Origin of the sequence: Micromonospora sp. PLK6-60 (assembly GCF_019890675.1) — a bacterium.
Taxonomy (GTDB): domain Bacteria; phylum Actinomycetota; class Actinomycetes; order Mycobacteriales; family Micromonosporaceae; genus Micromonospora.
The window spans coordinates 266,788-279,992 of record NZ_JAIOAA010000004.1 but is presented as its reverse complement, the minus strand read 5'-3'; the positions used below and the strand labels follow the sequence as shown (position 1 = coordinate 279,992).

The 13,205-nt window shown below is 74.9% G+C and carries 11 protein-coding genes; 2 read left to right on the top strand and 9 right to left on the bottom strand.

Features of this window, described 5'->3' with window-relative positions:
- The first annotated feature begins 219 nt into the window (after positions 1 to 219).
- Positions 220 to 1,761 (top strand): gluconokinase, encoded by a 1,542-nt coding sequence (locus K7640_RS30770; protein ID WP_222954595.1) that lies wholly within the window; start codon positions 220 to 222, stop codon positions 1,759 to 1,761.
- A 53-nt stretch (positions 1,762 to 1,814) separates the two neighbouring features.
- Entirely contained in the window at positions 1,815 to 3,371 is a 1,557-nt protein-coding gene (locus tag K7640_RS10655; protein WP_222954594.1) for a GntP family permease, read from the top strand.
- Between the two features lie 23 nt (positions 3,372 to 3,394).
- Here K7640_RS10655 and K7640_RS10650 read toward each other — a convergent pair whose 3' ends face one another.
- The 9 genes from K7640_RS10650 to K7640_RS10610 all read right to left on the bottom strand — a co-directional run bounded on the left by K7640_RS10650 (position 3,395) and on the right by K7640_RS10610 (position 13,200).
- The gene (locus K7640_RS10650) at positions 3,395 to 3,679 is read right to left on the bottom strand and encodes a putative quinol monooxygenase (protein WP_222954593.1); all 285 of its coding nucleotides are present in this window, start codon (positions 3,677 to 3,679) and stop codon (positions 3,395 to 3,397) included.
- Positions 3,680 to 3,761: 82 nt separating this feature from the next.
- Positions 3,762 to 4,520 carry a MerR family transcriptional regulator gene (locus K7640_RS10645; protein ID WP_222954592.1) on the bottom strand — a complete coding sequence of 253 codons (759 nt, stop codon included), beginning with the start codon at positions 4,518 to 4,520 and terminating at the stop codon, positions 3,762 to 3,764.
- A 354-nt stretch (positions 4,521 to 4,874) separates the two neighbouring features.
- The gene (locus K7640_RS10640; protein ID WP_308042502.1) at positions 4,875 to 7,163 is read right to left on the bottom strand and encodes a bifunctional diguanylate cyclase/phosphodiesterase; all 2,289 of its coding nucleotides are present in this window, start codon (positions 7,161 to 7,163) and stop codon (positions 4,875 to 4,877) included.
- 176 nt (positions 7,164 to 7,339) lie between these two features.
- Entirely contained in the window at positions 7,340 to 8,797 is a 1,458-nt protein-coding gene (locus K7640_RS10635; protein WP_222954591.1) for a hypothetical protein, read from the bottom strand.
- A gap of 70 nt (positions 8,798 to 8,867) precedes the next feature.
- Positions 8,868 to 9,956 carry a hypothetical protein gene (locus K7640_RS10630; protein WP_222954590.1) on the bottom strand — a complete coding sequence of 363 codons (1,089 nt, stop codon included), beginning with the start codon at positions 9,954 to 9,956 and terminating at the stop codon, positions 8,868 to 8,870.
- 89 nt (positions 9,957 to 10,045) lie between these two features.
- Positions 10,046 to 10,756: a hypothetical protein gene (locus K7640_RS10625; protein WP_222954589.1), complete on the bottom strand. Its 711-nt coding sequence runs from the start codon at positions 10,754 to 10,756 to the stop codon at positions 10,046 to 10,048.
- Positions 10,749 to 11,231: a SigE family RNA polymerase sigma factor gene (locus K7640_RS10620; RefSeq protein ID WP_222954588.1), complete on the bottom strand. Its 483-nt coding sequence runs from the start codon at positions 11,229 to 11,231 to the stop codon at positions 10,749 to 10,751. Before K7640_RS10620 ends, K7640_RS10625 begins: the two co-directional genes overlap by 8 nt.
- 70 nt (positions 11,232 to 11,301) lie before the next feature.
- Positions 11,302 to 12,696: an MFS transporter gene (locus K7640_RS10615; protein ID WP_222954587.1), complete on the bottom strand. Its 1,395-nt coding sequence runs from the start codon at positions 12,694 to 12,696 to the stop codon at positions 11,302 to 11,304.
- 270 nt (positions 12,697 to 12,966) lie between these two features.
- Positions 12,967 to 13,200: a zinc-ribbon domain-containing protein gene (locus K7640_RS10610; protein WP_222954586.1), complete on the bottom strand. Its 234-nt coding sequence runs from the start codon at positions 13,198 to 13,200 to the stop codon at positions 12,967 to 12,969.
- Positions 13,201 to 13,205 lie beyond the last annotated feature (5 nt).

The window sequence follows — 13,205 nt, the reverse complement described above, 5'->3', positions numbered from 1 at the left end:
TTCGTCCGGTTCAACTGCCGGCCCTAGCGGGACGGACACGTCAAAGTCCACCTTTGTGCTCGAACCGTGACCTAACCGGAACGATGGGTCCGTCCGGGAAGGCCGGGTGACCCCTCCCGACGACCCGTCTCGCCCACCGTGCGGGCACGCTCCCCCGTCGGTAACGTCGGCCGCAGCGGTGGCGTCCCAGCCGCCGGGTCACAGGCGAGGGGGCGATCGGTGACGCAGACGGCGGTGGTGATCGGCGTCGACATCGGCACCACCAGCACCAAGTCGGTGGCCTACGACGAACGCGGCCGGCAGCTCGCCAGCCACTCGGTGGGCTACCCTCTCGACGAGCCACACCCCGGGTACGCCGAGCAGGACCCGAAGCTGATCTACGACGCCGTGCTGGAGACCATCCGTACCGTGGCCGCGGAGCTGCCCGGGCCGGTGGCCGGCCTGTCGTTCAGCACCGCCATGCACAGCCTGATCGGCCTCGACCCCGACGGCGAACCGCTGACCCCGTCGGTCACCTGGGCGGATTCCCGGGCCAGCCGGCAGGCCGAACGGATCCGGGCCGTCCCCACCGGGCTGGCGCTGCACCGGCGCACCGGCACCCCCGTGCACCCGATGGCGCCACTGTCCAAACTGGTCTGGTTCGCCGAGCAGGAACCGAAGCTGTTCGAGCAGGTCGCGCACTGGGTCGGCATCAAGGACTACGTGCTGCTGCGCCTCTGCGAGGCGCTGGTCACCGACCACTCCGTCGCCTCCGGCACCGGGCTGATGGACATCCACCGGCTGGCCTGGGACGCCGAGGCGCTCGGCCTGGCCGGGATCACCGAGGAACAGCTCCCCCAACTGGTCGCCACCACCACCGTGCTGCCCGGCCTGAGCGCCGAGGCGGCCCGGGCCACCGGGCTGCCCGCGGACACCCGGGTGGTCGTCGGCGCCGGCGACGGGCCGCTTGCCAACCTGGGTCTCGGCGCCGTCGAACCGGGCGTGGTGGCCTGCTCCATCGGCACCTCCGGCGCGATGCGGGTGGCGGTGGAACGACCCGCCGTCGACCCGCTCGGCGGCGTCTTCTGCTACGCCCTCACCGAGAGCCGCTGGGTGGTCGGCGGGGCGATCAACAACGGCGGCATCGTGCTCCAGTGGGCCGGCGAGGCGCTCGCCCCCGAGCTGGGCGAGGGCACCGAGGAGGAGTTGCTCGACCTCGCCGCCCGGGCGCCGGTCGGCTCCGGCGGGCTGATCATGCTGCCGTACCTGCTCAGCGAGCGCGCCCCGCACTGGAGCGCGCTGCCCCGCGGCGCGTACGTCGGGCTGACCCACGGCCACCGGCGCGAACACCTCGTCCGGGCCGCCCTGGAAGGCGTCTGCCAGCAGCTCGCCCTGGTCCTGCAATCGGTCCGCGCGGCCGGCAACGAGGTCCGCGAGGTACGCGCCAGCGGCGGCTTCGCCCGCAGCCCGCTGTGGCGGCAGATGCTGGCCGACGCCCTCGGCATGCCGGTGCGCTTCCCCGCCGGCCACGAGGGCTCCAGCTTCGGGGCCGCCCTGTTGGGTATGCAGGCCCTCGGCGTGATCGAGTCCATCGACCTCGCCGCCGAACTGGTCCGGATCGACGAGACGGTACGCCCCGACCCGGGCGCCGCCGCCACCTACGCGGCGCTGCTGCCGTTGTTCAACGAGTTGTACGACGCGCTCGTCCCCACGTTCGCGTCCCTGCGCCGGCTGGCACCCAGCCTGCCGGCGGAACCCCCACCCACCGCACCACCCATGTGATCGCCCGTACCCGAGACGGCACGGACGACGACTGACGAAGGTCGTGATATCCCGTGACCACCCTGCTGGCCGCACCGGCGGAACCCCTCACGAACGCCGGCGGCACCCAACTGGTCATCGCAGCGCTGCTCGGCATCGCCGCGGTGGTGCTCCTCATCGCCTGGGGCAAGGTCCACCCGTTCCTGGCGCTGATCCTCGGCGCCGCCGTGCTCGGCGTCGTGGCCGGCGTCGCCCCCGACAAGATCGTCACCTCGTTCAGCGGCGGCGTCGGCTCCACCGTCGGCGGCGTCGGCCTGCTCATCGCGCTCGGCGCCATGATCGGCGGACTGCTCGCCGAGTCCGGCGGCGCCGACAGCATCGTCGAGCGGGTCGTCGGCCGGGTCTCCGGCGGCGCCCTGCCCTGGGCGATGGCCGGCGTGGCCGCCCTGATCGGGCTCCCGCTCTTCTTCGAGGTCGGCGTGGTCCTGCTGGTGCCGATCGTGCTGCTGGTCTCGCTGCGAACCAACGTGCCGCTGATGAAGATCGGCATCCCGGCGCTGGCCGGCCTCTCCGTGCTGCACGGCCTGGTCCCGCCGCACCCCGGCCCGCTGGTCGCGATCGACGCCCTCGGCGCCAACCTCGGCCAGACCCTCGCGCTCGGCCTGCTGGTCGCCATCCCCACCGTGATCATCGCCGGGCCGATCTTCGGCAACCTCATCGCCCGCTACGTGCCGGCCACCGCCCCGGCGGCGCTGCTGCCCACCCGCCGGCCCGTCTCGGTCACCGGCGAGCGGCGGTCCCGCGCCACGCTTGGCGACCGCGATGACGCCGCGGACCGCCGCCCCACCACCCCCGGCGGCGACCGGATCGACTCCGACGGCGACCTGGTCAGCCAGGACGACCTCGCCAACGCCGGCAGCGGCCGGCCCGGCGAGACGATCCCCGAGGACGTCCGCCCGCGCCGCGCCCCCGCCCTGTGGGCCGCCGTGATTACCGTGCTGCTGCCCGTGGCGCTGATGCTGCTGCGGGCGATCGGCGAACTGACCCTCGCCGAGGGCACCGCCGGCCGGCAGGCCCTCGACATCGTCGGCACCCCGATCGTGGCGCTGCTCGCCGGTGTCATCTTCGCGATGATCTTCCTCGGCTACCGGACCGGCTTCAGCCGTACCCAGGTCTCCGGCTTCGTCGGCGGCTCGCTGCCGGCCATCGCCGGCATCCTGCTGATCGTCGCCGCCGGCGGCGGTTTCAAGCAGGTCCTGGTGGACGCCGGGGTCGGCAACCTGGTCGCCGACGCGGCCGACGGCGCCAACCTGTCGCCGCTGCTGCTCGGCTGGCTGGTCGCCGTCGGCATCCGGGTGGCCACCGGCTCGGCCACCGTCGCCACCATCACCGCCGCCGGCATCGTCGCGCCGCTCGCGGCGACCCTGCAGGGACCGGAGGTGGCCCTGCTGGCCCTGGCCATCGGCTGCGGCTCGCTGTTCTTCTCGCACGTCAACGACGCCGGCTTCTGGCTGGTGAAGGAATACTTCGGGCTGACCGTCGGGCAGACCATCAAGAGCTGGTCGGTGATGGAGACCATCATCTCGGTGGTCGGCTTCCTCGGCGTGCTGGTCCTCGACATCTTCATCTAGCGGTGCCGACACGGGCCCCGCGGTCAGGGGGCCTCGACGGAGGAGATCAGGAAGCGGTGCACCTCCGCACCGCGGATCGCCGCGGACTGCTCGTCAGCCGGGCCGGCGCCCCGGAAGGCGAGCAGTTCCTCCTCCGACTCCCACCGCTCGTACACGTTGATCCGGCCGGGCTCGACCAGGTCCGGGCTGACCGCGAAGTCCACGCAGCCCGGTGCGGCCCGCGCGGCCCGCACCGCCTCGACGCAGGACGCCAGGTAGGCGTCCCGCTCGGCCGGATCGACGTACAGGGTGCCGGCGACGATGAACAAGACGAGCCTCCGATCGCGCGGCGGGCTGCCGCTCCGGCATGAAATATGCCGGACCGGCGGCCCGTCCGCGCGCCCGACGCGGTCAGGCGCGGCTGATCGCGTTGGCGTGGATCGCCTCCGCCAGGTACGCCGTCAGGCCCGGGTGGATCGCCTCGTAGTGCGCGGTGAACCGCTCGTCCGCCAGGTACATGTCGGCCAGCCCGGTGTGGATCTCGTACGAGCAGTCGTAGAACCAGCGGCTGATCAGCTGCCGGTGCTCCTCGGCCAGCGCCATCGCCTCCGCCGAGTCCGCCGGCACGCCCGAGTCCATCACCGCGACGAACCGCCGCCCCCAGTCCTCGTTCTCCGCCTTGTTCCGCAGCCAGTCGTCCTTGCCGTAGCGGGCGACCCGCCGGTTCGACTCCCGGTACGCCTCGCTGCCGCCCCACCGCCGCTCCGCCTCGTCGGCGTACTGGTCCGGGTCGACGTCGCCGAAGACCTCGAAGCGTTCCTCCGGGGTCAGGTTGATGTTCATCCGCCTCGCCTCCATCGCGAGCTCGATCGCCGCGACCATCTCCTGGAGCTTCCCGATCCGCCCGGTGAGCAGTTCGTGCTGCCGGCGCAGGTGCGCCGCCGGGTCGACCCGCGGGTCGTCCAGGATCGCCGCGATCTCCTCCAGCGGGAACCCCAGCTCCCGGTAGTAGCGGATCAACTGCAACCGCTCCAGGTCCGCGTCGTCGTACCGGCGGTAGCCCGCCGCGGTGCGCCCGCTCGGCGACAGCAGGCTGATCTCGTCGTAGTGGTGCAGCGTCCGCACCGTCACGCCGGCCGCCTTCGCCACCTGTCCCACCGTGTAGGCCATGGTTCCCTCCCTTCCGCGATCCAGCCTGCGGCCTCCCGTCACGTGAGGGTCAAGCCCACTCCGTCCGGCCCTGCCCTGCCCCGCCCTGCTCCCGCCCACGTGAGAGCGCCGCCCGCCCCGGTTGCGGGGGTTGGCGCTGGACCCGCGCGCGGGCACGCCACCCACGGCGCTGGAACCTCGCGGCACGCACCAACGGGCGCTGGACCCCTCGCCTCGGCGGATGCCGCGCGCGCCCCGTACTCGTCGGGGCCTCCAGCCCGTCTCAGCGGGCCGGTCACGACCGGGCCGAACACGACCCCGGGTCGGCCAGCGAGCCAGGCGGTCAGCGAGCCAGGCGGTCAGCGAGCCGGGCGGTCAGCGGCCAGCGTCGATCGGGGTGAGCGAGCCGAGCAGGTCGTCCAGGCCCACCGGGCGGCCGTACCGCCAGCCCTGGCCGTGCAGGCAGCCGATCGCCGCGACCGCCTCGTGCTGCGCCTGCGTCTCCACCCCCTCGGCCACCACCGCCAGGTCGAACGCCCCGGCCAGCCGGGTCACCATCTCCACCGTGGCGTACGCGCGGGCGTCGTCGTCGAGCCGGGCCACGAACGACCGGTCGATCTTCAACTCGGTGGCCGGGATCCGGTGCAGGTAACTCAGCGACGAGTAGCCGGTGCCGAAGTCGTCGATGGCGATCCGGATGCCCAGCTCGCGCAGCTGGTGCAGCCGCTCCAGCACCACCTCGCTGCCCTCGATCAGCGCCGACTCGGTCAGCTCCAGGGTCAGCGCGCGGGGCGCCAGGCCCGCCCCGGCGGTCGCCCCGGTGACCGTGGCGATCAGGTCGGGGCGGCGCAGGTGCGCGGCGGAGATGTTCACCGCCACGGTGGCTTCCGGGGCGTGCTGCCGCCAGGCACCCGCCGCGCGGCACGCCTCGTGGATCACCCAGCGGTCGATCGGCAGGATCAGCCCGGTCTCCTCGGCCAGTGGCAGGAACCGGGCCGGGGTGAGCGGGCCCAGCCGCGGATGCTGCCACCGGACCAGCGCCTCCGCGCTGCGCACCGCCCCGGTGGCCAGGTCCACGATCGGCTGGTATTCCAGGTGCAGTTGCCCCTCGTCCACCGCCCGGCGCAGGTCGGCGATCAGCTCCGCCCGGGTCACCGCCGACTCGCGCAGCAGCGGCGTGCAGGTGCGGTACGCCGACTTCCCGGCCGCCTTCGCCGCGTACATGGCGATGTCGGCGTCGCGCAGCAGGTCGGTGTGGGAGGTGTGCTGCGGCCCGTACTCGGCGATGCCGATGCTGGCCGACGGGTGCACCCCGAGGTCCTCCTCCCCGGGCAGCGGTTGCAGGGCGGCCAGCAGCCGGTCCGCGAGCCGCTCCGGCGGCACCCCCCGGGTGCCGTCGACCAGCACCGCGAACTCGTCGCCGCCGAGCCGGGCGATGGTCCCCGCGCCGTCGACCACGTCCCGCATCCGCTCCGCGATGCCGGTCAGCAGCCGGTCACCGGCGGCGTGCCCGAACCGGTCGTTTACCTGCTTGAACCCGTCCAGGTCAAGCAGCAGCACGGCGACCGGGACGCGGTCGCGCAACGCGCGGCGCAGCCGCCGGGTGAACATCAGCCGGTTCGGCAGGCCGGTGAGCTGGTCGGAGTAGGCCAGCCGGCGCAGCCGGGCCACCAGCCGCAGGTTCTCGTTGGCGGCCAGCCCCTGGCGTACGGCCAGCACGCCGAGCAGCGTCATCATCCCGTAGAACACCAGGTGCGGGGTCTGCCCGGTGGGCCGGCGGGAGAGCACCACCGCCACGATCGCCCCACCCACCGGCAGGTACGGCAGGGCCACCCGCCACCACGGCGGCACCGGCGACTCGACGGTGTCGTCGACGGCGTCACCGGCCGCCGGCGGCGGATAGCCGGTGGCGAGGCCCACCAGCAGGTAACTCAGCGGCCAGCACAGATCGATCGGATGCCCCGGCGCGTACGTGCCGTGGGCAACGAGCGACACGTACCCGGCGTCGGCGACGGCGCGGATCGCCAGCCCCACCCCGATCATGGCCAGCGCGGGCCACATCCGCCGCGACGGCCCGGCGACCGCGATCAGGATGGTCAGCTGCATCAGGTCGAGCATCGGGTAGAGCAGACCGATCGTCCGCAGTGGATCGGTCAGGTCGGCGGCGGCGACGTCCCTGAAGACCACCACCCAGCCGATCGGGATCAGGGCCAGGCCGACGATCACGCCGTCCAGCACGGCCCGGGCCCGGCCGACCGCGTTGCGCGGCGCCGCGTTCGAGCACAACAGCGCGGCTGTGCCGGTGACCAGGCCGACGACGAACAGCGCGCCGATCAGCGGGGTGTGCGGCAGGTCGTCGGCGCCGAGCCGTTCCACCGTCCACACCGTCCGGCCGAGCGCCGCGAGCCCCATGGTGACCGCCAGCAGCGTCCAGAAGCGACGCTGCTCCGGTTGCCGGCGGGCCGCGCCGACGCAGGCCAGCGCCGCCCATCCGGCCACCACCAGCCCGCCCAGGTCACTGACCAGCGCCGCGTCCGGCAGGGCCCCGAACAGCCAGATCGCTTCGACGAGTACGGCGACGCCGGCGGCCACCAGACCCACGCGGCCCGCGAGGCCGGGGTGGACCGGGGCGGCACGCACCCCGGTCACGTCCTGAGACAGCACAACGGTCGCTCCGGCTCTCTCTCCGGTGGGCACCCTCACGGCGAGGACCGGTCACGGACGGCGAACCCGGCAAGCCTAGCCACCCCTCCCCCCGGCCGCCAGGGTCCACCGACCCTGGCGTGAAGTGTTAACAGGGGCCCCCTGTACAACGCTAGGCGTTAATAAGGTGCCCCTCCTTACACCTCGGGGCCGCCGTGGGTCCACGGTGTCTGGTCCGGCTCGGGGAAGGCGCCCGCCGGCAGGTATGCGTCGGACAGCGTCGTCCAGCAGAGCCGCTCCCCCACCTCGGGCACGCTGCCCGGTGGGGCGGTCAGCCCCCGGCCCATCCCACCGGAGAGCTCCAGCACCACCTCGGTCTTGCCGTCGCCGGGGGTCAGGAAGACCAGCTTCGCCTTCTGGGTCGGCCGGGCCGGCGACCACAGCGTCGCCCCGACCGGCACCGCCACCGGCTCGGTGGTTACCACCTGGATCCGGGGCCGCAGCACCGGCCGCTTCCCGGTGTCGTCCACCCGCCTCGGGTCGGCCAGGGTCACCTCGCCGACGAACGCCTCCCCGGCCAGCCGGTGCTCCGCCATCACCAGCGGGTCGTCGTAGGCGCGCTGCACCGCGTACGAGGTCAGCGCGCGTTCCAGCCGGTGCAGCCGCCGGGCTGCCGCCACCGCCCCGTCCCGGCGCGGCTGCGGTCCGCCGCCGGCGTCGACGTGCTCGGCGTACCCGGTGAACGCGTCCTTGTCGCCGTCCCAGCGCCCCGCCACCCGCGCCCCGGCGGGCAGGCCGGCCAGCAGCCCCACGCCGCGCCACATCAGCTCCCAGGTGGGCGCGAGCTGATCGCGCAACACCCGCTCCAGCTCCGCGTACGCCGTCGCGCGCGCCCCGGCGTCGTCGCCCGCGTCGGCGTACCGGGCCATCGCCGGGGCCAGCACCCGGTTGTCGAAGTCCGGGTCGGTGGCCGGGCCGGCCGGCGGGCACACCGTCGGGTCCTCGGCCCGCGCGGCGGCCTGCGCCCCGGTCAGCCCCGGCGGCGGGTCGAGCCAGCCGAGCAGCGCCGGCAGGTGCAGATCCTCCACCGCGCTCTGGCCGGTCGCCCAGTGCAGCGTCACCGCCTCGGTCATCGCCAGCAGCGCCGACGAGCCGGGCTGCTCGGCCCGCTCGGCGAAGAAGGTCAGCCACTGCCCGAGCAGCGGCACCGACGGGTGCACCGGATAGTCGCCGTCCGGCCGGCGGAACCGGGTCGAGCGGCCCAGCAGCCGCAGGAAGGTCACCCCGGCCGGGTTCGGCACCAGCAGCTGCGGCGCGTCCACGTACCGGTAGCGGACGTCGCGGCCCCGGTCCACCGGCACCGCCTCGGACACCCCACGGAACGAGTCCAGGTACGGCAGCACCACCTCGGCCAGCTCGGCGACGAACCGGAACCGCTGGTCCCGGTTGCGCGGCTGCGGCACGATCAGCAGCTTCGCCTCGCCTGGCGTCGCGCCGACCAGCGCGGCCAGCGGGGCGTGCGCCTCACCGGCCATGGCCAGCGGGACCAGCACCAGCGGCCGGGCCGACAGGTGCACGTGCCGGACGGTGGCCACCGGCTGGGCCACCCCGGCGGCGAGCGCCTGCGCCTTGGCCAGCGCGCGCATTGTGCTCACGCCGACCGCCCGGTTCCGGCAGACCCGGCGGGCGTGGCGGCACCGGCGGACACGGCGGTCCGGGGCGTACTCATGCGGGGGTTCCGGCCAGGGCCTCGGCGCGCAGCCGGGCCGCGGCCCGCAGCAGCGCGGCGGCCTCCGCCTGCGCCGGCTCCGGGGCGCGTTCCCCGGCGGCCAGGGCCAGCACCTCGGCCACGTCGGCGACCCCGCCGAGCGCCTCGCGCACCGGACGGCCCATCGCCCCGGTCTGCGCCCGGGCCTCGTGCCGGCAGAAGTACGCCAGCTCGCAGGCGGCCAGGCACTCCGGCGCGTAGCGGGCCGGCACCTGCGACAGCGCGGCGGCCAGGGTCGCCGGGTCGGCCGACGGGTCGGCGGTGAAGCCCGCCTGCACCTCGGCCAGCAGGTCGTCGACCCGGGCCATCCGGTCCAACTGCCGGCGCAGCACCAGCAACTGCTTGCGGACGTCGACCAGGCTGGCCACCGGCTGGTTGGTGAAGTCGCGCGGACAGACCAGCACCACCTCGTGCGACACCGACTCCGGGTCGTGCCCCTCGGCGGCGAGCAGCTCGCGCAGCGCGAGCACGTACACGGCGGCCTGGACGGCGGCGGCGGAGACCTTCGCCGCGTCGGCCTGCCCGTCCACCACCGGGAACGACTTGATCTCCACGACGTGGTAGCGGCCGGCCAGCCGGGCGGCCACCAGGTCCGGCTCCAGGTGCACCCGTTGCCCGGCCACCGCCAGCCCGAGCAGCGGATGGTCGAACAGCGCCGCCCCGTCGTCCGTCGCGGTCAGCGCCGCCCGGGAGCGTTCCTGCCGGTCCGGCAGGTCGTCGGCGCCGCCCAGGTCCGTCCAGCTCGCCCCCGCCGGCACCGGTACGCCCAGCCGCTCGGCCACCAGCCGCAGCAGCTCCGCGCCGCCGTCGGCCTTCACCTGCGCCTCGAACGCGTTGCCCCGGCCGATGGCGAACCGGGACTGGCCGAACCGGGCCGGGAAGCCGATCCGCTCGGCGAGCTTCGGCTTGTCCACCCCGGCGCTGTCCAGCACCGCCCGCCGCGAGCAGCCGGGGTTGCCGGTGAGGGCGGCGATGGTCCGGGCGTTGTGCCGCTTCGGCGGCCCGTCCCCACGGATCTCGGCCAGGCGCCGGGCGGTGTCGGTCATGACAGGCCACGATAGCGGGCGATCGCCGGCCGGGCCCTCGCCCGGCCGGCGCGCCGCGGGTCGGCCGCCGGGCCCGGCCGGCGGCCCGGTCAGTCCCAGTCCCAGGTGTACAGCCTCTCTCCGGTGGCGTCGAACATCTCCACCCGCCGCACCCCGACCTCGCGGGTGCCCGCCGTCTCCAGCCGCAGCAGGAAGGTGCCGTTCTGCGCGGGCACCTCGACCCGTACGCCGCTGTCGCTGACCGCGCGCACCCGGGCCGTACCGGGCCACGTCGCCCCGTACACCAGCACTGCGGAGGTGAGCGCGAACCGGCTGGTCACCGGCTGCGCGCCCCCCTCACAGCCCCCGGGCCGGCAGACCAACGACGTGGCGCCCGGGGAGAAACCGCCCCAGCTCTCGGACACCATCGGGCCGGACTCCCCGCCGAAACAGAGCGCGAAGGTGGTGGAACTGGCGGCGAGCACCGCGAGACCGCCCGGCCAGCGCACCGCGTTGATCGTCCGGCCGTCGCCGCTGGGCACCGGACAGCTCGCGGCGAGATCCGCTCCGTTCCCGGCCATCGTGGCGGGCACGATCCGCTGTTCCGCGTTCCGGTCGGCCACCCCGTTCACCTGCCAGCCCGCCGCCCCGGCGAGCAGCACGGCGGCGGTGGCGACGCCGGCCAGCGCCAGCCTCGGCCAGCTCCGGCGGGGCCGCGCCGTCGCGGCCCGGGCCAGCTCGCTCACCGGCGGGACGGTCACCGATTCGGCGGGGACCAACCGGTCGACGATGCGGTGGATCTGGTTCCTCGGATCAGTCATCGAGCTGCTCCCTCAACGCGGCGAGTCCACGGTGGATCAGGGTCTTGACGGTGCCGGGGCGGCAGCCGAGCACCTCGGCGATCTCCCGTTCCGGCAGGTCGAGATAGAAGCGCAGGAACAGGGCGGCCCGCTGCCGCGGCCGGACCCGGCGCAGCGCCGCCCGCACCGCCGCGTCCTCGCCGGGCGGCGCCGCGTGCGGCGGCGGCTCGGTGAAGGCGTGCCGGCGCTCCAGCACCCGCCGGCGTACCCAGGAGGTGCAGCGGTTCGCCACCGCCCGGCGCAGCCACCGCTGCGGCTGCGTCACCGCGTCCCGCCGGCGGTACAGGTCGACGAACGCCTCCTGCACGATGTCCTCCGCCGCGGCGGCGCTGCCCGTGGTCAGGTACGCGAACCGCACCATCGCCCGGAAGTGCTGCTCGTACGCCGCGCCGAAGACGTCCTCGCCGACGTCCGCCAACCCGCTACGGCCCGTCATGCCCCCTCCGCTTCCCGCCCGTCGCGTCGACGGGCGTCACCGACAGGGCGCACGAGACGGCGTCGGGGTTTCAGCCGACCGGCACGTCCTCCCGGGCCCGGATCCGGGCCCGGCGCACCAGCAGGGCGGTGGCCACCGCGGCGACCAGCGCCGCCGCCGCCATCGTCCAGAGGACGGTACGCAGCCCGCCGGTGAACCCCGGGTCGGCCAGCCGGCCGGCGGTGGTGCTGGCCAGCACCGCCCCCACCACCGCGATGGCGACCGTCTCGCTGGCCAGCCGCGCCGTGTTGATCATCCCGGCGCCGGTGGCCGCCCGGTCCGGCGGGACGCTGCCGATGGCGATCGCGTCGAGCAGCCCGATGGACAACCCCACCCCCACCCCGATGGTCAGCAGCGGGCCGGCCAGCCGGGCGGTGTCCGCGTCCGGGCCGAGCACCGTCGCCCACGCCGCCCCGGCGGCCACCACCAGCACCGAGACGACGGTGACCGAGGTGGCCGGCACCAGCCGGGTCAGCGCACCGCCCAGCAGCGGCAGCACCAGCGTCGGCGCGGTCAGCAGGATCAGCGTGGCCCCCGCCGCGCCGGGGCTGAGCCCGACCACCGTGGTCAGGTACGACGGCAGGTAGACCAGCAGCGGCACCAGCACCGCCACGATGGTGGCCGCCGCCAGGCAGATGCCGACGAACCGGGGGCTGGCCAGCAGGGACAGGTCGAACATCGGGTCGGCGCGGCGGCGTTCCACCCGGACGAAGGCCACCAGCAGCGCCACCGCGCCGGCGAACGCGGCCACGATCACCGGGGCCGCCCAGCCGTACTCGGGGCCCTGCACGAACCCGAAGATGAGCAGCAGCAGCGCGGCGGTGAAGGTGACCGTGCCCGGCCAGTCCACCCGGCCCCGGTGCGGCTGGCGGGACTCCGGCAGCAGCGGCACCAACGCCACCAGCACCGCTCCGGCCGCCAACGCCGGTGCGGCGAAGACCGACCGCCAGCCGAACGCCTCGATCAGCAGCCCGGCGATCGACGGGCCGAAGGCCAGCCCGGCCCCGATCGTCGTACCGAAGGCGGCGAAGGCGCGGGCCCGGGCGCGGCCGTGGAACGTCCCGGCGAGCAGGGCGGAGGCGCTTGTCGCGGCGGCGGCGGCCCCGACCCCGGCGAGGGCCCGGGCCAGGTCGAGCAGCAGGATGTCCCCGGCGACCGAGGCGAGCAGCCCGCCGACGGTGAAGACGGCCAGGCCGATGGCGTAGACCCGGCGGCGGCCGAACAGGTCGGCCAGCGCCCCGGCGGCGAGCATGAAGCTGGCGAAGGTGGCGTTGTAGCCGTTCACCACCCACTGCACGGCGGAGAGGCTGGCGTCGAGGTCCCGGCCGATGTCCGGCAGCGCGACGGACGCGCCGGTCAGCGAGACCGGCAGCGACAGCGTGGACAGCAGGACGGCGACCAGCACGACGGCCGGGTGGTTGCGCACGACTCTCCCCGTTCTTCGCGGCCGCCTCAGCCTAGTTCGGGCAGGTCGGGGTCGGTCGGAAGCGGGTCGAAGATCACAGCCGGGCGCGCGGTCAGCGGCCGGCGGAGCGGTTCCACGGGGAGCGGGGCGAGCCGGCGCCGGCCGTGGGCCGGCGGCGGCGCCGGTGCCGGCGGCCGGGCGTGCACGGCGGCCGGGAGACGGTGTGCACCGGCGCGGCCGGCGGGAGGGCCGGCTGCCGGCCGATCAGCCAGCAGAGGAAGCGGGCCACGGTCAGCCGACCGGGAGGCGCTGCGCGTCGGCGCGGGAGATGTCGTACTCGGCGCCGCAGAAGCTGCACTGCTGGGTGTGGCGGGTCCGCACCGGGATCAGCGGGACGAAGAAGAGGCTGAACTTGGTGACCCGCCGGGTGATCACCTGGGCAGCCCGGTTGCCGCAGTTGCGGCACACCTCCTGGCGCACGCCCGACCGGTCGACCTTGGTCCGCAGACCGAAGATGAAGAACATCGCCG